General features: G+C 55.7%; 15 protein-coding genes. 13 read left to right on the top strand and 2 right to left on the bottom strand.

Annotated features, from left to right (window positions below; translation table 11 throughout):
* Positions 1-2: 2 nt before the first annotated feature.
* The 3 genes from T458_RS49060 to T458_RS49050 are packed head-to-tail and all read left to right on the top strand — an operon-like array spanning position 3 to position 4,118.
* Positions 3-2,285: a DEAD/DEAH box helicase gene (locus T458_RS49060; RefSeq protein ID WP_031306121.1), complete on the top strand. Its 2,283-nt coding sequence runs from the start codon at positions 3-5 to the stop codon at positions 2,283-2,285.
* Positions 2,275-3,588 carry a ribonuclease H-like domain-containing protein gene (locus tag T458_RS49055; RefSeq protein ID WP_023558490.1) on the top strand — a complete coding sequence of 438 codons (1,314 nt, stop codon included), beginning with the start codon at positions 2,275-2,277 and terminating at the stop codon, positions 3,586-3,588. The genes T458_RS49060 and T458_RS49055 overlap by 11 nt, the downstream gene beginning before the upstream one ends.
* Before the next feature lie 50 nt (positions 3,589-3,638).
* Complete coding sequence (locus tag T458_RS49050; protein ID WP_023558489.1) at positions 3,639-4,118, top strand: hypothetical protein; 480 nt, start codon at positions 3,639-3,641, stop codon at positions 4,116-4,118.
* 63 nt (positions 4,119-4,181) lie between these two features.
* Here T458_RS49050 and T458_RS49045 read toward each other — a convergent pair whose 3' ends face one another.
* Positions 4,182-4,754 (bottom strand): GNAT family N-acetyltransferase, encoded by a 573-nt coding sequence (locus T458_RS49045; protein WP_023558488.1) that lies wholly within the window; start codon positions 4,752-4,754, stop codon positions 4,182-4,184.
* 110 nt (positions 4,755-4,864) lie between these two features.
* On the opposite strand from T458_RS49045, the gene T458_RS49040 reads away from it, so the two are divergent.
* Positions 4,865-6,286: a MocR-like pyridoxine biosynthesis transcription factor PdxR gene (locus T458_RS49040; RefSeq protein WP_031306120.1), complete on the top strand. Its 1,422-nt coding sequence runs from the start codon at positions 4,865-4,867 to the stop codon at positions 6,284-6,286.
* Here the strand turns inward: T458_RS49040 and T458_RS49035 are convergent.
* Positions 6,283-7,692, bottom strand: coding sequence for a MocR-like pyridoxine biosynthesis transcription factor PdxR (locus tag T458_RS49035; RefSeq protein ID WP_023558486.1), 1,410 nt, complete (start codon positions 7,690-7,692; stop codon positions 6,283-6,285). The genes T458_RS49040 and T458_RS49035 overlap by 4 nt on opposite strands.
* Positions 7,693-7,811: 119 nt before the next feature.
* Between T458_RS49035 and T458_RS49030 the strand changes: the two genes are divergently transcribed.
* From T458_RS49030 to T458_RS48990, 9 genes are all read left to right on the top strand, one after another.
* A complete protein-coding gene (locus T458_RS49030) occupies positions 7,812-8,768 on the top strand; it encodes a proline dehydrogenase family protein (RefSeq protein ID WP_023558485.1) in 957 nt (318 codons plus the stop codon).
* A 146-nt stretch (positions 8,769-8,914) separates the two neighbouring features.
* Positions 8,915-11,305, top strand: coding sequence for a DUF7408 domain-containing protein (locus T458_RS49025; RefSeq protein WP_023558484.1), 2,391 nt, complete (start codon positions 8,915-8,917; stop codon positions 11,303-11,305).
* Complete coding sequence (locus T458_RS49020; RefSeq protein ID WP_023558483.1) at positions 11,302-12,228, top strand: ABC transporter ATP-binding protein; 927 nt, start codon at positions 11,302-11,304, stop codon at positions 12,226-12,228. The genes T458_RS49025 and T458_RS49020 overlap by 4 nt, the downstream gene beginning before the upstream one ends.
* Complete coding sequence (locus T458_RS49015; RefSeq protein WP_023558482.1) at positions 12,225-13,112, top strand: ABC transporter permease; 888 nt, start codon at positions 12,225-12,227, stop codon at positions 13,110-13,112. The genes T458_RS49020 and T458_RS49015 overlap by 4 nt, the downstream gene beginning before the upstream one ends.
* 3 nt (positions 13,113-13,115) lie before the next feature.
* Complete coding sequence (locus T458_RS49010) at positions 13,116-14,879, top strand: coiled-coil domain-containing protein (protein WP_023558481.1); 1,764 nt, start codon at positions 13,116-13,118, stop codon at positions 14,877-14,879.
* Positions 14,880-14,897: 18 nt separating this feature from the next.
* Positions 14,898-15,881: an AAA family ATPase gene (locus tag T458_RS49005; RefSeq protein ID WP_023558480.1), complete on the top strand. Its 984-nt coding sequence runs from the start codon at positions 14,898-14,900 to the stop codon at positions 15,879-15,881.
* On the top strand, positions 15,878-16,759 hold the full coding sequence (locus T458_RS49000) for a DUF58 domain-containing protein (RefSeq protein ID WP_023558479.1): 882 nt from the start codon (positions 15,878-15,880) through the stop codon (positions 16,757-16,759). Before T458_RS49005 ends, T458_RS49000 begins: the two co-directional genes overlap by 4 nt.
* A 15-nt stretch (positions 16,760-16,774) precedes the next feature.
* Positions 16,775-18,634 carry a vWA domain-containing protein gene (locus tag T458_RS48995; RefSeq protein WP_023558478.1) on the top strand — a complete coding sequence of 620 codons (1,860 nt, stop codon included), beginning with the start codon at positions 16,775-16,777 and terminating at the stop codon, positions 18,632-18,634.
* Entirely contained in the window at positions 18,624-21,479 is a 2,856-nt protein-coding gene (locus T458_RS48990; protein ID WP_023558477.1) for a VWA domain-containing protein, read from the top strand. Before T458_RS48995 ends, T458_RS48990 begins: the two co-directional genes overlap by 11 nt.
* The last annotated feature ends 16 nt before the right edge of the window (positions 21,480-21,495 follow it).

The raw sequence follows: 21,495 nt of genomic DNA, 5'->3' as shown, positions 1-21,495 counted from the left end.
AAATGATCAGAAAAAAACAGATCGGCGAAATCCTGGATTATCTCAAAACAGAGGAGCGTTTCGCCCGAAATATTGTTCACTGGAGAACCATTCCCAGTCGGGAGGCCAAAAGCGTGCCGTTTCCGGCGGGACTGGACCAACGCATACAAGATGCACTCATAAGAAGGGGAATCCCGGCGTTGTATACGCATCAGGAGACCTCGTTTCGCCATGTCATGGCGGGCAAAAGCATCGTAGCAGTCACGCCGACGGCTTCGGGAAAAAGCATGTGCTACCATCTGCCCGTCCTGCAGACCTTGTCCGAGGATTCGCAGGCGCGTGCCCTGTATCTCTTTCCCACCAAGGCATTGGCTCAGGACCAGAAAAGCGAGCTGCACGAGCTGATCAACGAAATGGGTCTCTCTATTAAATCCGAGACTTACGATGGAGACACTCCGGCGCAAATTCGGCAAACGGTGCGAAAGGCGGGCAATATCGTCATCACCAACCCGGATATGCTCCATTCTGCGATTTTGCCGCATCATACCAAGTGGGTGTCTTTCTTTGAGCATTTGAAATACGTCGTCATCGACGAATTACATACCTATCGCGGTGTCTTTGGCAGCCACGTCGCCAATGTCATCCGCAGGCTGAAGCGGATCTGCGCCTTTTACGGCAGTCATCCGCAGTTTATCTGCACCTCCGCGACGATCGCCAATCCGCGCGAGCTGGCGGAGCAGTTGACGGAAGAGCCTGTAGAGCTGGTGGACAACAACGGCGCGCCAGCCGGAACCAAGCACTTTCTGTTCTACAATCCCCCGGTGGTGAACCGGCAGCTCAACATCCGGCGCAGTGCCACATTGGAGGCGCGGGACATCACGGAGCAATTCCTCACCAACGGCATCCAGACCATCCTGTTTGCGCGAAGCCGCGTCCGGGTGGAGATTTTGCTTACATACCTGCAAGAACTCATCAAGCGCAAGCTCGGCCCCAAGAAGATCCAGGGCTATCGCGGCGGCTATTTGCCGAGCCAGCGGCGGGAGATCGAGCGCGGTTTGCGCAACGGCGAGATCATGGGCGTGGTCAGCACCAATGCACTGGAGCTGGGCGTCGACATCGGGCAGCTGCAGGTGTGCGTCATCACGGGCTATCCCGGCTCTGTCGCCAGCACCTGGCAGCAAGCGGGGAGAGCGGGAAGACGGCAGGGGGAATCGGTCGTCGTCATGGTCGGCAGCTCCACACCGCTCGACCAATATGTGATCGGCCATCCGGAGTACTTCTTCGACCGCAGCCCGGAGACAGCGCGGATCAACCCGGACAACCTGATCATCCTTGTCGACCATCTCAAATGCGCTGCCTATGAGCTTCCCTTCAAGGAAGGAGATCGCTTCGGCAGAGCAGAGATCATGGAAATCCTCGAATTCCTCACAGAGGAGCAGGTCCTGCATTTTTCCCGCGGCAAATGGTTCTGGATGAACGATTCGTTCCCTGCGCACAACATCAGCCTGCGTTCCGCCTCCCAGGAAAATGTCGTCATCATCGACATCAGCGAGCGCGGCAACGAGCGGGTTATCGGGGAAATGGACCGTTTCAGCTCCATGACTCTCCTACATGACGAGGCCATCTATCTGCACCAGGGGACACAGTATCAGGTGGAGAAACTGGACTACGAGGAAAAGAAGGCGTATGTGCGTGAGGTACAGGTCGATTACTACACAGACGCCAATCTCGCCGTCCAGCTCAAGGTGCTCGAGGAGGACCAGGCGCGCCGTCATGCCGAGACAGCCTTCGCCTACGGAGAGGTCTCCGTTCATGCGATGGCGACCATTTTTAAAAAGATCAAATTCGAAACGCATGAAAATATAGGCTCCGGTCCGATTCATCTGCCGGAGGAAGAGCTGCATACCAACGCAGCCTGGATCAGCTTTGCCAACACGCTGCTAGAGACAGTCGGGACGGAGGATGTGGAGCGCGGTCTGGTCGGACTGGCGCATGTCCTGCAGCACGTGGCGCCGTTGTTCGTCATGTGCGACCCGATGGATTTGCATGTCATCCCGCAGCGAAAAGCTGTTCACTCCCAGCAGCCGACGATTTTTCTCTACGACCGTTATCCCGGCGGCATTGGGCTGAGCGAGCAGGTGTACAAGGAAATGGAGACGATTCTGCTGCAGGCAGAGCAATTGATTACGTCTTGTCCGTGTGAATCTGGCTGTCCGTCTTGTGTCGGGGCCGCGGATGACGGCAGCAAGGAATTGGCCATGACCCTGCTTCGCGTCGCCCAAGGGGGAAGTACCTATGTCTCTTAAATCCAAGCTGCAGCGGATGAAGGGGCATCTCGTCAAGGAAAGTGATCAGCAGAAGCATGAGGTGCCGCGGGAAAGCGAACAGGAGCCAGCTGCCGCCGACATCCCCTTCGCCCGGCAGTGGCAGGAATTGCAGGCGACGCCTTACGTCTGGGACGGGGAGCACGTCATGCTGCGCGAGGTGCGCTATCCCGTTTCCCATCAGCATGGCGCCTATACCTTCTCACAGCTGCACGAGGCCATTGCCGCCTGGGAAGCATCGGGCAGGCAGCATCCGCTGTCTTCAGCAGGCCGAAAAGCGGAGGACCTGCTCTTTTTCGATACGGAGACGACGGGTCTTTCCGGCGGTGCGGGCAATACGGTATTCCTGCTCGGATACAGCCGTCTGGAAGGAGACGAGGTGGTCATGCGCCAGCATTTTCTGCCTGGACCGCACGCGGAAGTGACCTTGTACCACTCGTTTTTGGAGCAGGCACAAAAATCCTCGCACCTCGTCACCTTTAACGGAAAATCCTTCGACTGGCCGCAGGTAAAGACGCGGCATACCTTGATCCGCGACCAGGTGTCTGCCTTGCCGTCCTTTGGCCACCTGGACCTTTTGCACGGGGCAAGACGCTTGTGGAAGGACGAGCTGGAATCCTGCCGCCTTGCCTTGATCGAGCAGGAAAAGCTGCAGGTCACCCGCGAAGACGATCTGCCCGGTTTTCTCGCCCCGATCCGTTACTTCGATTTTCTCCATAGCCAGGACCCGTCCGTGATCGAAGGTGTTCTGCGCCACAACGAGCTGGACGTCCTGTCGCTGATCACGCTGTACACCCATATTACCCGGCTGATCCTTTGGCACGAGCAGGAACAGGTATCCCACGAGGAACGCTTTGCCATTGCCCGCTGGTACGACGCATTGGGCGACCAGGAAGCGGCGATGAAGGCATATGCAATCGTAGCCAACAGCGAGCATTCCTGGAATGTCCGGGCGAAGCTGGCATTGGGGCAGCTTTATAAAAAGCAAAAGGATTTTTCCCAGGCACTGCTTGTTTGGGAGTCCTGCATGCAAGGAACCCGTTTCGTCCCGGAAGAGGTTTACATCGAAGCGGCAAAGCTGTGCGAGCATCAGTTCAAGGACTGGGAAAAGGCATTGTTTTACACCAAAAAAGCGTATGATCAATGGAAGCAGCGGGCCACTCTGTTGCGGCAAAAAACGAGGGCAGAGGCGCAGGCTTACGAAAAGCGGATTGCACGCCTGGAGGGGAAGCTGAGCGGAATTGCCGAGGAAGAGGATGAGATGGGGAGCCTGTTTTTTGACTAGTCCTGATGAACAAAGGGAAAACAGAAGCAATTGGAGAGGAGAAATGATCGATGGACCCACTGATCATTGAGCCAGGCAAAGGCATCGGAACTATCGAGCTTGGCATGAGCAGGCAGGAGGTAGAAGCGTGCATCCAGGAATATACGGCGAAGTATAGGAAACCCAGCTATTCAAAAAACTATTTTGAACATGTATTCATGGTGAAATACGACGAGGATGAGCGGGTCCATTTCATCGAAATCCCGTCCAGCTTGAAAGACTTCTTTACGTGTTCTTTCAGAGGAATGGACGTATTCAACACCAAGGCAGAAGAGCTGGTGGCCAAAGTCGACGAGATCTCGCCCTACGACCGGGATGATTGGGAAGTGGGATACATGTACATGTTTCCTGCCCTTGGCCTCTCTTTTTGGAGACCGAATATCTTCAAGGAAGAGTTTTTGCAGGAGGAATGGTTTCTCGAGATGCACCCCGATATTCAGGAGGATGAAAAGAAGCATCTCTATTTTGAATCCGTAAGCATCAGAAAATAGGACAAAAGCGACAAGCCTGGCTTTCGAGCCAACCTTGTCGCTTTTTTTATCATGATTCGCTTCTTACTTTACATAGCGCTCGCGGTACTCATCCGCCAACATCGACATGAGAATCGAATCGTGGTACTCATGATTGTAATACAAGGCCTGACGCTGCACGCCTTCGCGCTGGAAGCCCAGCTTTTCGTAAGTGTGAATCGCCCTGGCATTGTAGGCAAACACATTCAGCTCGATCCGATGCAGGTTGAGGATGCCAAAGCCGTAATCCAGCATGAGAAGCATCGCCTCGCTGCCATAGCCCTTGCCCTGGAAACTGCCGGAATCAATGGCGATGCGGATATAGGCGTTGCGGTTGTTGCGGTCGATCCCGCCGATCTGCACATCGCCGATCACCTGGTCGTTTTCACGCAGGGCGATCAGCAGCAGCACGCCGGAGGAGTCATTTCTTTTGCTTTCGATATAGGCCGAGATTTCCTCCCGTGTAAAAGCTTTCTGGGTTCCGGTCAAACGTCGAGCCTCCGAGTCGAACAGCATCTGATAGTAGACTTCCACATCTTCCATTCCGACGGGGCGCAGATAGACTCTCTCCCCATCCAAAAAGCGCACGGGCGTCAAAGCTTGTTCCTGATGTGACATGGGTATTTCCTTCCTTTACATTTTGTTTTCACTAGGCTACCTGTTTTTTGTATACTTTTAAATGGACAGTTTTACGAAAAAGAAAAGGACAGATTGGAGAGAAAATGGTCATGCTCCTGACTCCAGGCTGGGAAGGAAACGGAAACGAGCCTCAGTACGCGCAATTATACGCTTATTTGAAAAAAGAGATCACAGAGGGAAGGCTTCCGGAAAAGACGCGACTGCCATCTGTCCGCAAGCTAGCGGATATGCTGGGACTGAGTACCACCCCTGTTGAGATGGCATACCAGCAACTGCTGGCGGAGGGCTTTATCACGAGCAGGCCCCGCAGCGGGTATTACGTGGAGCACTTGCCAGAACCGGAGGAGGGGCCCGTAGCGAACCATTCGGCAAAAGAAGAGATCATGAAGCGTCCGCTGCTTCGCGACCCCCGACAATACCAATACGATTTTCATATGTCCCGCAACGATTTCTCGCTGTTTCCCTATGTCGAGTGGCGCAGATTGTACAATCAGACTCTGCGGCAGGAGCAACAGGATGACCTGTTCTTTGGCGATCCACAGGGGGAGCCTGGCCTGCGCAAGCAAATCGCGAGGTATCTGCATCAGTATCGGGGGGTGTCCTGCTCACCGGAGCAAGTCGTGGTGGGGGCTGATCAGTTTGGGCTGTTGTCCTTGCTCAGCCTGATCCTGAAGCCGCAGTATCCGCAGATCGCCGTGGAGAATCCGGGATATTTGCTGTTTGCGCGCACTTTCACACAACATGGGTTTGAAGTCAGGCCCGTCTCGCTTGAGGAAGACGGCATCGACATCGAGGAATTGCACCGAAGCGGCGTTCGCCTGGCTGTCGTCTCTCCATCCCATCAGTATCCGCGCGGGATGATCATGCCGATCAGCAAGCGATTGCAGTTGCTGGACTGGGCGAAAGCAGTGGACGGTTATATCCTCGAAGACGATTACGACGGGGAATTCCGCTATCATGGCAGACCGATCCCATCCTTGCAGGGGCTCCTTCCCAAGGCCAACGTCATCTACATGGGGAGCTTTGCACAGGTCGTCGCGCCTGCTTTGTGCATCTGGTACATGGTTCTGCCAGAGAGCTTGTTGGATCGCTATTATGCGCTGGTTAGTGAAACGCTGTTGGAGCAGTCCGCGTCTCGTTTGCACCAGCGCACATTAGAGGCTTTTATGGAAAAGGGGCTTTTGGAGAAGCATTTGCGCAAGATGCGCAGCTTGTACCGCAAGAAGCATGATGAAAGCATCCGAGCTGTACACGAGCATTTTGGCGATAGGGCGACCCTCTACGGCAAAGACGCGGGCTTTCACCTGCTGCTTCGCGTCGACAGTCCATACTCCGAGCAGGAGATGAAAGAGTTGGCGATCCAGGCGAAAGTCCGCATTTCCCCGGCTTCCTTTACCTGGATTCAGCCGCCTGCCGAGACACACAAGGAATTCTTCCTCGGATTCGCCGGTATTCCGCTGGAGAAGATCGAGCCGGGCGTTCGGGCTTTGGCTTCTGCTTGGCTGCATTAGTTTTGCTGAATAACATCCTTCAATTTCGCGACACCTGCGAGAATCTCGGCTTCAGAGAGATTGCCGTAACCGAGAATTACTTTATCTTCATGCTGGCCCGGTGCAATCGCATGATCTTCAACGGGGTAGAGGCGAACGCCGCAATCTTTGATCTGGGCGAGCAGGGCAGGCGTGAAGCGAATCCCCGGAAAAGCAGCCACGATGTGCAGGCCGGCAGATGCTCCCCAGATGCTCACCCGATCTGCAAAAGCCTCATGAAGCGCATCGACCAGGCATTTTCTTCGTTTTTTGTAGAGCTTTTTGACCCGATTCACATACTTCTCCAGATGCCCCTCCTCGATGAAAAGGCCCAGAGCGAGCTGGTCGAGAGAAGGGGTATGCAGGTCGGAAAACCACTTCGCTTCCTGATACCGCTGCACCAGCTCCCGCGGCAGGACGAGATAGCCCAAACGCAAACCCGGCGAGAGGATTTTGCTAAACGAGCCGACGTAGATGACGCGTTGGTCGTCGAGACCTTGCAAGGAGCTGATCGGCGGACTGTCGTAACGGAACTCGCTGTCGTAATCGTCCTCGACAATGTAGCAATCCGCCGCGCGGGCGTACTGGATCAGCTGAATGCGCCGCTGAATCGGCAAGGTTCCTCCCAACGGAAATTGATGAGAGGGTGTCACAAAAACAAAGCTTGGATGGCACGCTGCGGGATCGGGGAGCTGATCTACCTGCAAACCGGATGCATCTACAGGGACGGGATGCAGGGAAGCGCCAGCAGCGCGGAAAATAGTCTGGATGTCATGCGTGATCGGGTCTTCGATCAGCACCCGGCTGCCTGGCTTCAACAGAACCTTGGCGATCAAGGTAAGCGCCTGTGTCGCGCCGGAGGTCATCACGATCTGTTCCGGCTCGCAGCAGACTCCACGCGTACGGTACAAATAACGGCTTAAAATCTGACGAAGCTCCAGACGTCCCTCGGGACGGTTGTAGCCCAAGGCAGAGAGGGGCGCTTCCTGACAGACGCGCTGAACGATTTTCCCCCACACCGTACGCGGAAAATGCTCCAGTGCAGGCACACCCGAGCGGAAATCAATGATGTCGCTGCCAAGCGATTCGGCCTCACCAGAGGGGAAAATCGACAAGTCTTCCTGCCTCGCCTGCTGTTCCAGGTACATGTCAGCCGCGACGTAGTATCCCGAACCTCGCCGACCTTCGATATAGCCTTCCGCGAGAAGCTGCTCGTACGCTTCCAGGATGACATTGCGGGAAATGCACAACTCTTCAGACAGCTTGCGCGTGGAAGGCAGCTTTTGTCCGGCAAGCAGCTCCCCCTGCAGGATTTTGGAGCGCAATTGGGTATATAGCTGACGGATCAGCGGAAGTGATTTCCCCCGGTCAATCGTGAGGTACAGCATGTTGGTTCCTCCTGTAAAAGTGGCACTGTGCAATCGGTGCCTAACTGGTTCTAATCGAGATTAGCTTACCATGTTATGGTGATGCGAAGAAGTCCATCACCATCACGGGAGGAAATGCCATGCAAGATTTGGAACACAATACAGCTGCTTTCCTGCGCACCATCGCGCGTAATCCAGCCATCAAACACGAGGTGATGCATTCACCGGCGATCTACGAATTGCTGTTCTCCGCAGCGAAGCGCTTCGTGACAGGAGAGAAGCGCACAGACCTGCTCGTGCGGGCTCATGAGTTGGCGGATCTGGGATATCGCCTGTCCGCCGAATACATCGGGGAAAATACCCAGGATGCGGAAGCCTGCCGAGAAGCCAAAGACGAACTGCTTCAGCTGGCCCAGGCGTGCGGAACGATCAAACGCCCCATCGGCATTTCATTCGACCTGTCGCATGTGGGATTGCTGCTCAACCGCAAGCTGGCTCTTTCCCATGCATTTGAATTGGCAGACGAGGCGATGAGGCAAGGACATGGCCTCATGATCAGCATGGAGGAGGCGGCCAAGACGGGCGCGATCCTCGAGGTGTACGAGCAGCTGGCAAACGAGCGTAGGAATGTCGGGATTACCTTGCAGGTGCATCAACATCGAACGATAGAAGATGTGACCAGGCTGTTGCGTTTGCCGGGCAAGATTCGTCTGGTAAAAGGCGCTTTCCAGGAATCACCGGAGGTTGCCCTGGGACGTTCAAAGGAACTGAATGAGCGATACCTCATACTGGCCGAGCAGTGTGTTACGGCAGGACACGAGGTTTCTTTTGCGACACACGACTCGCTTTTGATCGATGAGCTGGAGCGAAGAGGCTATTTGCGAGAACGGCATGCAGAGTTGGAGCTCCTCTACGGGGTACGTCCCGAGCTGGCGAAGCAGAAGCGGGAAGAGGGGGTAGCGGTGCGGCTGTACCTCACTTACGGAAAGGAGTGGTTTCTCTACCTTTGCCATCGTCTGGCGGAATATCCTCCTCAGGTCCATCAGGCCGTAGCCGATATGCTGGAGCCCGAGCGCTTGCAAGCCCCCGGGTATTGAAAAACAAGCTGTTTTTGATCGCCTGCCTTTTTTTTTGGAAAAGGGCGGGCTTTTTTTGTAGCTTTTTCCTTTCATATACGTCTATATCTGTATGAGAAAGACGGACATGAAGCTAGCAAGAGGACCGTCTATGGGGGTATGCGAAAATGGAGATCAAAAAGTCCAGGCACTGGCTTTTTGTACTAAGCGTCAGCTTGCTGATCATCGCCCTATTGCCTGCTGGTATTTCGTCGGCAGAGCAGCAGGCGAATCCCGCAGTCAAGCTGGAGACGAAGGTAGGCTTTGAAGGAGATTACAAAGAGTCGGGACTGGTGCCGGTACAAGTCACGATTACCAACACAGGGCCAGACCTGGAAGGAGACTTGGTCGTAGACGCAGGAGATACCTCCCAGCGAAGCGAAGGCGTTGCCTTTTTTCAGCCTGTTTCTGTCGCGAGCGGAAGCACCAAGCAAGTGACGATCACGGTTCCGGCCCAGATGATGAGATCCTATACCTATGTGTCGCTGATGCAGGGGGAGACAATGGTTGCCCAGACACGCGTCTACGGCAGAGGGTATGGAGGAAACACCTTGATGGTTGGTGTGATGGCGGATAATCCGGATACAGCCAATTTCCTCGGCGTCATGCCGCGGGATATTTGGACGAAAAATGTCAAGGTGGTGCAGCTCAAGCAGGAGCTGATCCCCTCATCCGGGGTTCAACTGCAGATGGTAGACATGCTCATCCTGAACAACTACGCTCTCGATACACTGAACAGTCAGCAAATTCAGGCGATACGAGATTGGACCGACCTCGGCGGGATGCTGGTAGTGGCAGGCGGTCCCCAGTACAAAAAGACGGTTGGAACCCTGCAGGACATGTCGCCTGTAGAAGTGACAGGGGTGACCCAGCTTACATCCTTGTCTGCCATGAAGGCGGAAGACAGAGTGCTGGAATTGACAGCGCCGTTCACGGTCAGCACAGGAACGCTTCGAGGAGGCAATGTGCTCGCGGAAGAAGGAGGAATTCCGCTGTTTGTCTCCCGCTCCTTTGGACAAGGAAAGGTACTCTATGTCGCCTATGATCTGGCGCAGGAGCCGATTGCCAGCTGGGCAGGGAACGGCCGGTTTTGGGCGGAAGTATTGCCAAGGGCATTTGGCTCTGCTCTTGTCACCGAAAAATACGATACGCTGCAGGACGGCATGTGGTCTCTGAGACGGGCGGCTGAATTAATTCCGTCCTTGAAATTGCCGGATGTAAGTGGATTTGCCTTGTTCTTTGGGCTGTACGCGTTGATTGCGGGTCCTATGCTGTTTTTTATCCTGCGGTACAAAAGAAAGCAAAACTATATGTGGGTGTTCGTCCCGCTCTTATCGATCATCACGGGCTTGGGGATCTTTTCATTCGGAGCCTATCAGCGCGGGACAGGGGTTCTTCTCCATCAGGCTGGGCTGGTCGAGTTGAATAATGATGGCAAGGCGAAGGTAAGCGCGGTCACATCGATGTTCGTGCCGCTCAACGGAGAGTACCGCATGACGATTCACGGAGCAGGTCTGGTACAGCCCTATGCAAACGGCAGACGCTTTGAGGATGAAGCCAATGTCTGGGCCTGGCTGGATACCGATCGCGCCGAGATGCGCTTTCGCAACGTGGAGTTCTGGTCGATGCGCAATGCTGTGTCCCAGCAATACATAGCGAATACGGGCAGTTTTACCTCCAATCTGACGTTGAACAATGGAAAACTTCAGGGGACCGTCACCAACGAGACGGCATTTGCCCTGCGCGACGTCAGGGTGATGGCAGGAAGCCAAGTTCAGAACTTTGACCAGCTGGCGCCGGGCGGCACAATCCAGGTCGATTTGAATTTCTCGCCTTCTGCCCAGTTGATGCAAGGGAGAGGTGGTATGCGTCGCCTCTCGAGCAGGCTCGTGCCCGGCAACACCAATAGCAACTCTCTGTACGAAACGCGTGAAGGCAATATCATCCAGGTTCTGGAGGAGCGCGATGATTACCGTTACGACCCTAGCCAGTCATCGTCGCTGAAGATCATTGGCTGGGCTGACCAGGCAGTCACGGAAGTCTCAGTCGAGGGTTCTTCTGCCAAGCCGGAAGGAATCACATTAGTCACAGCGCCTTTGCAAATGAAGCCTTCCCCGGGCGGAGATGTCTTTTTCCCGGCGGGTTCGTTTGAAATCGTCAAATCAGACAATACGGCGAGACTGGAAGAGGCGCCCAACGGTTATTACATGGAAAAAGGCGATCTTACCTTTGATGTCTATCTGCGCCCGAATGGGGAGAAGCTTGCGATCAACAAACTCTATCTGTTCACCTGGTCGGAGGACAACGCCTACTTCTCCAAGGATGTGTACAACTGGAAGACGGGCAGCTTCGATCCATATGATAAGGTCTTCACAGGCAGCGTCCTGGGGCAGGACAAAGCAGGAAGCTATGTGTCGGATGAGGGGGTTCTGCGGGTCAGAGTATCCCACGACTCCCAAGACAACCGCCACATAGGCAGACCGCTTGTCAGCGTGGAAGGGAAGGTGATCAACCCATGATTCAGATCAAGAACCTGCGCAAGCGATACGGCAAGATGGAAGCGTTGAAAGGGTTGACGCTGGAGATTGAGAAAGGGACCGTTTTTGGCTTTGTCGGCCCCAATGGCGCGGGAAAGTCTACAACGATGTCCATTCTGGCGACCTTGCTGGAGCCGACAAGCGGGCAGGCGTACGTCGGTGGTTACGAAGTCACGAAGTCGCCGAAGGAAGTACGCAAGCTGATTGGCTACATGCCAGACTTTTTCGGCGTTTACGATAATTTGACAGCAGAAGAGTACCTGGACTTTTACGGAGCGAATTACGATATTCCGCAAGCAGAGCGAAAAGAGATCATCCCGCAATTGCTGGAGCTCGTCAATCTCTCCCACAAGCGAGACGCTTATGTAGACTCCCTGTCGCGTGGGATGAAGCAGCGACTGGGGCTTGCCCGCTGCCTGGTGCACAACCCGGAGGTCCTGATCCTGGATGAACCTGCTTCCGGTCTGGATCCTAGAGCGCGGATCGAGCTGCGCGAAATCCTGAAAGAGCTGCGCAACATGGGCAAAACGATCATCATCAGCTCGCACATCCTGCCCGAGCTGGCGGAGATGTGCGATGTGATCGGAATTGTGGAAGAAGGCAATCTCGTCGCCTTTGGACGGGTAGACGAAATCTATACCCGGATGCAGGAAACGAAGGTCCTGCGCATCCGTCTGCTGGATCGCTTTGAGGAAGCCATGGCCCATCTGCAGCAAAAGGTCAATGTATCCCAGGTGACACACGAAGGCAATTGGCTGGTCGTCGGATTTACCGGAGATGACCAGCAGCAGGTCGAGCTGTTCCACGATCTGGCGGTCTCAGGCTTTCCGGTTGCGGCTTTCAATGAAGAGCAGGGAGATCTCGAAGAAATCTTTTTGGAAATTACGAAGGGGGTGGGATCATGAACGTTCTGAAGCGTTTGAACAACCCGGTGTTGTTCAACGAATGGAAGATGCGGATGAGAAGTGTCCGTTCACCGTGGATGCTGTTCTTCTACCTGATGGTTTTGGGCGCGATCACCCTTTTCTACATTTATGTGCAGACAGACGGAGGGACGTACTACAATCCGGACAATTCACGGGAGCTTTTCATGATCCTGTCGATCCTGCAGCTGGGGATGATCGTGTTCGTCGTACCTGGTCTTACCTCAGGCTCGATTTCCGGAGAGCGCGAACGGCAGACACTCAGCATCCTCTTGACCACCAACGTGAGCGCCACCAGGCTGATTCTGGGAAAATGGCTGGCGTCACTCAGCTTCATGATGTTTCTGGTGTTTGCCACCATCCCGCTGTACGCCATCGTCTTTTTGTACGGCGGGGTGTCTCCGATACAAGTGGTCAAGGTATTCGGCTTTTACGTCATCACGATGTTTGCCATCGGCAGTGTCGGTGTGCTTTTGTCCACCCTGATCAAACGGACGGGGATTGCCACTGTGGTCAGCTATGCAGTCGTCTTCGGCTATTCGATCGGGACTATGGTTCTGGTGGAAATTCTGAATCAGTTTGTCCGCTACCAGCGTCGCGCCGGTGTGATCGGACACAACAGCAATACGGACTGGATCGACCTGATCTACAGCTTCAACCCGCTGTTTGCGATCCTGAACATTTTTGAAGAAGGTCCGGCGACCCGCGGGAATCGCTACGGCTCCTCCTGGCTGTACAAGATCGATCCGTACTGGTATTACTGCGCCTTGCTGGGGCTCATCACCGTCATTTTTCTGCTGGTGGCGATCTACTTGATCCAACCTGTCCGTCCGCGTTTGTTCAGGGCGGCGAAAAAGGAGCAATAAGCCATGTTTGCCCAAAAGTCGAACGATGAATTGCAGTCGTTGCTGATGCCGATTCGCAAACGTCTGGGACGCAGGCAGCTGATGCGTCATTGGACGATGTACGGTTTGGGAGGAATGGGGGGAAGCGTATTGCTTCTCCTCGTTGCCCGTTTATGGCCGATCCCGCATTATCCCTGGCTTGCGCTCGCCATTCCTGTGCTGGCACTAATAGCAGGCAGCATCGTTGCGTGGAGCAAGCAGCCCAACTGGCTGGATTGTGCAAGGACGGCAGATGGGCAGGGGTTGGCGCAGCGGACCGTTACAGCATGGGAACACCGGGACAGTGAGGCGGCGATCGCCCTGCGCCAGCGTGAAGATGCCCTCTCCCATCTGCGCCGCCAGATTCCGCAGATTGTCGAGAGTATCCAAATCTGGCCGATAGTGCGCAAACAGATGTATGCGATTGCAGGGCTGGTGCTGGCAAGCACCTTGCTTTTCCTGCTGCCGAATACCCAGGACGAACGCTTGGCGCAGATGGCACTGGAGCAACAGGCACTGGAAGAAGCGCAAGAAACACTGGAGGAACTCCAGGAAGAGACTCAAACCAACAACGCGCTGACTGAAGCGCAGAAAAAAGAAATGAAGGCTATGCTGGAGCAAGCGAAGCAGGCTTTGGCGAAAGCGCAGGATCCCATCGACCGTCTCAATGCCCTGCGTGCAGCGGAAAAACAACTGGAGAAGTGGCGGGAGAACGAGGCGCGCAAGCAGGCAGCTTTGCAGCGTCTGCAGCAAGTCCTGGCTGGACAGCAAGCGACCCAATCCCTTGCTGAGGCGATGAGCCAAGGGGATCGCGAGGCTCTGACCAAGGCCTTGCAAGAGCTGGCGAAGGCAATTGACGGGATGTCCGTCGAAGAGATCAACAAGCTTACCGCCGTATTGGAACAGTCTGCCGGGGAGCTTGCGCAGGAAGCGGCCGAGACGAAATCGGAGGACGCGAAAAAGATCGCGGAACAACTAAGTGCCACCGCCCAACAATTGGCGCAGGGACAGATTCCGCAGGCACTGACTGCGCTGGAGCAGGGCTTGACCCAAGGCATGCAGGCAGCAGGACAGTCCCAACAAGGCAATCTCGCGGCAGCCCAGGCCACAGCATCCCTCCAGCAGTCCCAGATGACGCTGGCGAGCGCGGGGGCAGGGTCACAGGGAAATATGGCAGGGGCCATGCCAACTGGACAGCAGACTCAGGGCAATGGACAGGCGACTCCTGCATCCGGGACTCCGGCTCCAGGCAACGGAACAAACCAACCGTCCGCGGGGAATAACCAGGGTTCCGGTGCACCCGGCCAAGGTACAGGAGCGAACACAGGCAGCCAACCAGGCTCACCAGGAGATGGGGGAGCCGGTCAAGGCACGGGCACCGGGAACGGAAATGGGGCAGGCAACGGTACAGGCGCTGGAAATGGAGCTGGCTCTGGCAATGGCGGCAATGGCGTCGGTCAAGGGAGCGGAGCAGGCCTTGGAGATGGCCGGCATGAGCTGGTAACAGTGCCTTCCCGCAGGATCACCGAGACAGGCGGACCTACCGATACGGTCAGCGGCCCTTTGGGAGAAGGAGCTTCCCAGACACGGCAAAGCAGCAATGCGCAGGTCTCGTCAGGCGGAACGCTCCCGTATGCGGAGGTCTACGGCGAATATGCGCAATTTGCCCGCGAAAGCATGGAAAAGGGCAATATTCCGGGAGATTATCAAGCAATCGTCAAGGAATATTTCAGCAATATTGAACCTTAATGGAATGGGGAGAGAGCGATGAAGCAGCAAGCCTTGCCTGATTGTCAGCAACAGGTGGAGCGTGTAAGACAGGAAATCGCCAAAGTATTGGTGGGGCAAAAGGATGTAGTGGAACAACTGCTCTGGGCCGTATTTGCAGGTGGGCACGCCCTGCTGGAAGGGGTGCCCGGTCTGGGCAAAACCCTGTTGGTGCGTACCTTGTCGCAAGCGTTCGAGCTGAGCTTTCAGCGCATCCAATTTACGCCCGACTTGATGCCGACAGATATAACCGGCACGAACATCCTGCGGGTCGACGAGAATGGACAGCAGTCCTTTCAATTCCAGCAGGGACCGATCTTTGCGCATGTCGTGCTGGCGGATGAGATCAACCGCGCGACACCCAAGACACAAAGCGCCTTGCTGGAAGCGATGCAGGAGCGGACTGTTTCTGCCGGGGGTGTGACTCGCTTTCTGCCTGAGCCCTTTTTTGTCCTGGCCACTCAAAATCCGCTCGAACAAGAGGGGACCTATCCCTTGCCGGAAGCGCAGATGGACCGCTTTTTGCTGAAAATCGAGGTGCCGTTCCCAACTGAAGAAGAGTTGAAGGCGATTGTCTTGAAAACGACCTCCGGGACCAGCGAACAAGTGGAAAAAGTAGCCACAGGGCAAGAGATCAGCGAGATACAGCGTGCTGCACAGGAGATTCTCATGGCGGAAAGCGTCTTGAATTATGCAGTCCGGCTCTTGCTCGCCACGCACCCGGGAGAGAACGCGATTCCATCGGTCAAGCAATACGTGCGCAACGGCGCGGGACCTCGCGGGGTACAGGCGATGGTTTCGCTGGCCAAAGTACGCGCCTTGCTCGCCGGACGCTACAACGTGGCTTTTGAAGATATTGCTGCTGTCGCGTTGCCTGCGCTGCGCCATCGCATTTTCCTCAATTTTGAGGGAGAGGCAAACGGCATCCAGCCGGATCAAATCATTCGCGAGATCATCAGCTCGCTGGGGACGCAGACAGCATGAGTCGCTATTTGTTGGACCCATCATGGCTGGCGCGCTTGGAGCGGATGCAGATGGCGAGCAAACGCGAGGCCGGCGGCAGCCAGGCGGGGAAGCGGCGTTCCAAGCTGTTGGGTTCTTCGATGGAATTCGCTGACTACCGTGCTTACACACCAGGCGATGATCTGCGTCAGCTGGATTGGAATGCCTATGCGCGTTCAGGCAAGCTGTTTTTGAAAAAATTCCTGGATGAGACAGAGCTGCATGTGACGATCTATATCGACTGCAGCCGTTCCATGAGCTATGGCCAACCCTCCAAGCTCGATCTGGCGGTGCAAGTGGCGGCGGCACTCGGCTATCTGTCGCTGTGCAACCTGGATCATGTCTCCGTCACCGTCTTTGACTCGCAAGTGACGGCCTCGCTTCGCGGACTGCAGGGAAAAGGCCAGGCTGCGCGATTGCTCGACTTTTTGTCCAAGATCCAGCCGGGGGGCGAGGGAGATCTGCAGGCAGCAATGCACTCTCCGGGCGCTGTACGCGGCAAACCGGGTATCTCCATCATTCTGTCCGACTTTTTCTTTGAAACGGGCTACCAGAAGGGGGTCGCCTATTTGCAAGCGGCCAGACAGGATGTGACGCTGGTGCCGATCTGGTCTTTGGAGGAGACAAGTCCTGCCTATCACGGGGAATTGCGTCTGATCGACTCGGAGACGGGCGGTGCCCGGGAAGTTTCCATCACAGGCCTTTTGATGGAGGAGTACTACAAGAATTTTCACGGATTTCAGGAACACATGGCGGCTTTTGCCTACAAGAGGGGGATATCCTATGTGCCCGTGCAGGCAGAACAGCCGCTGGAGGCCATTGTCTTTCAAGTATTTCGACAAGCGGGCATCATTCGCTAGAGAGGAGAGAGCACGATGGAATGGCTGGCCTTGGGAAACAGTTGGTTCGCACTGATCATCCCGGCGATCGTACTGCTCTACCTGCTCAAGCAAAAGGCGGAGGAACGGGTCGTTCCCAGCACGTTGATGTGGCGGAAAACCCTGAAAAACTGGGAAGCGGTCAAGCCGTGGGAAAAGCTCAAGCGCAATCTGCTGTTGTTTTTGCAATTGCTTGCAGCAGTGCTGCTCGTGCTCGCCTTGCTTCGCCTTGCAGTGCCGACAGAAGGATTGACCGACCAGCATACCATCGTGGTGATTGAGAACGCCGCGAGCATGCAGGGGCAGGAAGGGGAGATGACGCGGCTGGAGAAGGCCATTCATGCTGCGTCAGAGCTGGTGGAAAAGCGCAGCGGCGGGCAAGTGATGACGCTCATCGAAGCGGGGAGGCAGCCCCATGTATTGCTGGCCCAAAGCAATGATCGCGAAGAGCTCGTACAGATGCTCCAGTCGATCAAGCCCCAATTGGGTTCTTCGGATACTAGCGCAGCCATGACCCTGGCTGCGGCCATCGCTGCCAACGAGGCGGGCAGTGGAGTTGTCTGGCTTGGTGACGGCAAGACGGAGCGGCTTTTTGCGGCAAAAGCTCCACAGGGCATTTCTGTCGCTTTCCGCTTTATGCAGATGGGCCAGTTCCGGGAAAACACCTCCATCGGCGCTTTTGTCACCCAGCCCGTCAAAGGGGGAGTGGAGGGATTGCTGCGTTTGGACAATCAGGGAACACAGACTTCAAGCGGACAAGTATACATCTACGATGGGGAAAATCAGCTGCTGGAGACCGAGACCTTTTCAGTGGAGGCGGGAAGCTCCCAGACGATCACCTTCGAGTCTTTGTTCGCATCGCCTGTCTATCGAGCAGTCATTGAACCGCAACAGGATGGACTGGCCCTGGACAATGAGCGCTGGAGCATCCCCTTCGCCTCGGGGATCGGCCAGGCGACACTCGTCTCACCGCAGGGCAATCGCTTTCTCCACCAGGCCCTGCAAACAATCGGAAGGCTTGAGGTCGAGACGCGGCAGCAGGTGCCCGAGGATGTAGCCGAAGCACGAGATCTCTGGGTGTTTGATGGAGTTGTTCCCGAACAGCTGCCAGAGGGCAATATCCTGTTGATCGCGCCAGACCGGGAAGCGCCATGGCTGCCGTACCGGGGGGAGACAGAGCTGGAACAGCAGCCCCAAGCCGTGCAGCAGGAAGACCCGCTGCTTCGATACGTGGATTGGCGAGATGTCCACGTAGCAAAGACGGCGATTCTGGACCCGATGCCGGGAATGAAAACGCTGGTTCGAGCAGGTGAGCGAGATTTGATCAGAGCAGGCATCATCGATGGAAGACGCGTGGTCATCATTGGTTTTGACCTGCATCAGTCTGATTTCCCCCTGCGGCCTGCCTTCCCGATTTTTATGCAAAATGGGATCAACTGGCTTTCCCCTCTGCAAACCGTGCCAATTGACGAGGCAACGCCAGGCGATGTGCTCAACCTCTCACTCTCGGCAGGGGGAACGAACCGAATGCTTACATACCCGGATGGACAGCAGCTGCCGATAGAGACGACAGGTACGAACTGGCTGCTGCGCGTACCCGATCAGATCGGACTCTACCGCCTGGACGAAGAGGCCGGTACAGGCAGGATCAGCCGCTATTTTTCCGTGTCAATCCATGAACGCGAGTCTGATATTACGCCGGATTTCATCGGTGTGGAAACACTCGGAAAACCCTCTGCAACCGCAGCGACGGCAGACTCCCCATTGACGGGAAGCAGAGAGCTTACGCCGTGGCTTGTCGCTCTTGCTCTGTTGGTCCTTTTTGTGGAATGGAGGGTGTACCAGCGTGGTTATTAATTTTCTCCAGCCTCTGTTTCTGCTGCTGATCCCGGCGATCCTTGTCGTCGTGCAGTGGTGGCGCAAGCAGAAGCAGATGGCCAAAAGAAAAAAATGGACAATCGCCATCATGCGCAGCCTCTTGTTTTCTCTGCTGGTCTTGGTCTTGGCAGGCATGCAGCTGAACTTTCCCGTGCAGGGCAAAACGATCGTTTTTGTCGTGGATCGTTCGGCTTCCATGAAGGATGACCCGCGTGTGACGGCGTTCATGAAAGCAGCCGTTCAGCAAAAGGCAGCCGAGGATGAGTACGCGGTAGTCGTGGTAGGGGGGACCGCCGCCGTAGACCAGCCCTTGACCCAGCGCAATCAGGTGCAGCAATTGGGAGTGGAGATCAACCGGCATGCGACAGATCTGTCCGAAGGGATCAGACTGGCTGCCGCCATGATCCCCAGCCAGGCGCGGGGGAAGCTGGTGCTTTTGACCGACGGCATCCAGACGCAAGGAGACGCAGAAAAGGAAACGAAGCTGGTAAAGGAGCGCGGGATCGAGGTAGAGGCCGTCTCCTTCCAGCAGGAGCAAGGCGATGAGGTCGTCCTGACTGCCCTGCAGGTGCCGCAGCAATTGTACAGCGGCGAGGAATACGCAATCAGTGTCGAGGTGGAAAGCACCTTGGCGACGCAGGCGACGCTGATGCTTTACGAGGGGAATCGGGAAGCGGGCAAGCAGGTTGTGCAGGTGGAAAAAGGAAAGAACCGCTATGCTTTCACCCAAAAAGCGACGGAAGAGGGCTTTCACCGCTTCCGTGTGGAGATCGAAGCGCAGCGAGATACGAATCAGGCGAACAACCAGGCAACGGCCTATACACAAGTCGCCGGAACGCCGACTGTCATGGTCGTTGAGGGGCATCAGGGAGCGGCGAGCAACCTCGTCTCAGCCCTTGAGGCAGGCCAGATGAAAGTGGAGGTCAAAGACATCTCCACCTTGCCCAAGGAGTTGGATGCCTACAAGCAATACGCCTCGCTCATCCTCGCCGATGTGTCCGCTACGCAGCTGAACCAAGCAGACATGGAACGAATGCGGACCGCGGTACGTGATTTGGGCATGGGCTTGATCATGACAGGCGGCAGCGACAGCTTCGGGATGGGGGGATGGTTTCAGACACCGATCGAAGAAGCGCTGCCTGTCCAGATGGATTTGAAAAACAAAGAGGAACTGCCGTCGCTCGGTCTAATTCTGGTCATCGACAAGTCCGGCAGCATGAGTGATTACGGCGATGGCTACGACAAGATGGAGCTGGCCAAGGAAGCGGCCATCCGCTCGACGACGATGCTTCAGGCGCAGGATCAGATCGGGGTCATCGCTTTTGACGGATCACCCTGGGAGGTAGTCAGCCCGCAGCCGGTCGACAATCTTGCTGAAATCCATCGGCAGATCGGGAGTATTCAGGCTGATGGCGGGACGGATATCTTCCCGGCGCTGGAGTTAGCGTTTCAAAAAATGAAGACGCTGCAGACCAAACGCAAGCATATCATTCTGCTGACAGACGGCCAATCCGGGGATTCAGGACAATATGAAACACTGATCGAGCAGATAACAGGCGAGCAGATCACGCTTTCCACCGTCGCTCTCGGGGAAGACGCCGATCGCGAGCTGCTGGAGAGGATGGCGGAATGGGGCAAAGGCAGGTACTATTTTGCCAGTGACGCCGCCTCCATCCCGCAGATTTTCAGCAATGAGACCGTGATGGCAAGCAGAACCTTTATCGTGGATAAATTGCAGGTGCCAAAAGTGACAGGAGCGGGGAACTGGACGAGTCTTCGCGAGCCGCTGCCGCCGCTGCGTGCCTATATCGCGACGACACCCAAGCAGACTGCAGAGGTTTCCCTGCTGAGCATAGACGAAGATCCGATACTGGCCCGTTGGCAGTACGGCTTGGGTAGAACGGTCGCCTGGACGAGTGATCTCGAAGGCAAGTGGGCAGCGGAATGGGTCGGATGGGCAGGCAACAGCAGACTTTGGAACGAGATCGTAGCCTGGACACTGCCGCAGATCGAGGATGGGGTATGGAAGACCCAGACCCAACTGGAAGGCGGCAACGGAAAGGTGACGGTCACGCTGCCTGGCGAAGCAGCCATGCCGCAAGAACTGGAGGCTGTCGTGTTGAACCAGCTGATGGACAGGCAAGTGATCCGTCTGAGACCGACCGCGCCGAATGTGCTGGAAGGAGTGTTTCCCGCCTCCGATCCAGGCAGCTATCTGATCCAGATTACCGAAAAGGCTGGCGGGCAGGCCGTTGCGAGCCAGACCACGGGCTTGACTGTTTCCTACTCCCCGGAATACGGGCTGCAGGATGACGGAGAGCAGCAGCTGAGAAATTGGCTTCTGGCCGGGGGAGGAGCCTTGATTTCAGATACGCAAGCGGTTTTTGGCAACGATCTCCCAGAAAAATGGGAAATCCAAAAGGTGAGCGAATGGCTTTTGATGCTGGCAGCGCTCTTGTTGCCGCTGGATGTGGCTGTGCGCCGCCTGCAATTGCCGGAGATGTGGTGGGCGCGCATGGGCAGGCGGCAAAAAACTGGCAACACTGCCGCTGATAAAGAGACGGTCTGGACCCGAATGGAGCAGAAACGGATGAATACTCGCAAGAAGACCCGTGAACAAACCGGTGAAGAGCTATGGCAGCATGAAGTTGCTTCTGAGGTGCAGTCAGAAACCCCGAAGCCACAATCCACCCATGCACAAACAAGCTCCCGGCAACCGGTTCCTCCGACTGCGCAGGCAAAGCAAGTTGAAGAGGATCAGGTGAAGAAGCCGGATGAGACGTTGAACCGCCTCCTGGCAGCCAAAAAACGAAGAGGCAAGTAGAGAGAACAAGGATGGG

This window comes from Brevibacillus panacihumi W25, from assembly GCF_000503775.1.
Taxonomy (GTDB): Bacteria; Bacillota; Bacilli; order Brevibacillales; family Brevibacillaceae; genus Brevibacillus; species Brevibacillus panacihumi_A.
The sequence above is the reverse complement of the archived record's forward strand: the minus strand, read 5'-3'. Positions and strand labels throughout refer to the sequence as shown.

What these genes read in the sequence shown, in the direction of transcription:
- T458_RS49060 (WP_031306121.1), top strand. Translation starts at nt 3, where the DNA reads ATGATCAGAAAAAAACAGATCGGCGAAATCCTGGATTATCTCAAAACA.
- T458_RS49055 (WP_023558490.1), top strand. Translation starts at nt 2,275, where the DNA reads ATGTCTCTTAAATCCAAGCTGCAGCGGATGAAGGGGCATCTCGTCAAG.
- T458_RS49050 (WP_023558489.1), top strand. Translation starts at nt 3,639, where the DNA reads ATGGACCCACTGATCATTGAGCCAGGCAAAGGCATCGGAACTATCGAG.
- T458_RS49045 (WP_023558488.1), bottom strand. Translation starts at nt 4,754, where the DNA reads ATGTCACATCAGGAACAAGCTTTGACGCCCGTGCGCTTTTTGGATGGG.
- T458_RS49040 (WP_031306120.1), top strand. Translation starts at nt 4,865, where the DNA reads ATGCTCCTGACTCCAGGCTGGGAAGGAAACGGAAACGAGCCTCAGTAC.
- T458_RS49035 (WP_023558486.1), bottom strand. Translation starts at nt 7,692, where the DNA reads ATGCTGTACCTCACGATTGACCGGGGGAAATCACTTCCGCTGATCCGT.
- T458_RS49030 (WP_023558485.1), top strand. Translation starts at nt 7,812, where the DNA reads ATGCAAGATTTGGAACACAATACAGCTGCTTTCCTGCGCACCATCGCG.
- T458_RS49025 (WP_023558484.1), top strand. Translation starts at nt 8,915, where the DNA reads ATGGAGATCAAAAAGTCCAGGCACTGGCTTTTTGTACTAAGCGTCAGC.
- T458_RS49020 (WP_023558483.1), top strand. Translation starts at nt 11,302, where the DNA reads ATGATTCAGATCAAGAACCTGCGCAAGCGATACGGCAAGATGGAAGCG.
- T458_RS49015 (WP_023558482.1), top strand. Translation starts at nt 12,225, where the DNA reads ATGAACGTTCTGAAGCGTTTGAACAACCCGGTGTTGTTCAACGAATGG.
- T458_RS49010 (WP_023558481.1), top strand. Translation starts at nt 13,116, where the DNA reads ATGTTTGCCCAAAAGTCGAACGATGAATTGCAGTCGTTGCTGATGCCG.
- T458_RS49005 (WP_023558480.1), top strand. Translation starts at nt 14,898, where the DNA reads ATGAAGCAGCAAGCCTTGCCTGATTGTCAGCAACAGGTGGAGCGTGTA.
- T458_RS49000 (WP_023558479.1), top strand. Translation starts at nt 15,878, where the DNA reads ATGAGTCGCTATTTGTTGGACCCATCATGGCTGGCGCGCTTGGAGCGG.
- T458_RS48995 (WP_023558478.1), top strand. Translation starts at nt 16,775, where the DNA reads ATGGAATGGCTGGCCTTGGGAAACAGTTGGTTCGCACTGATCATCCCG.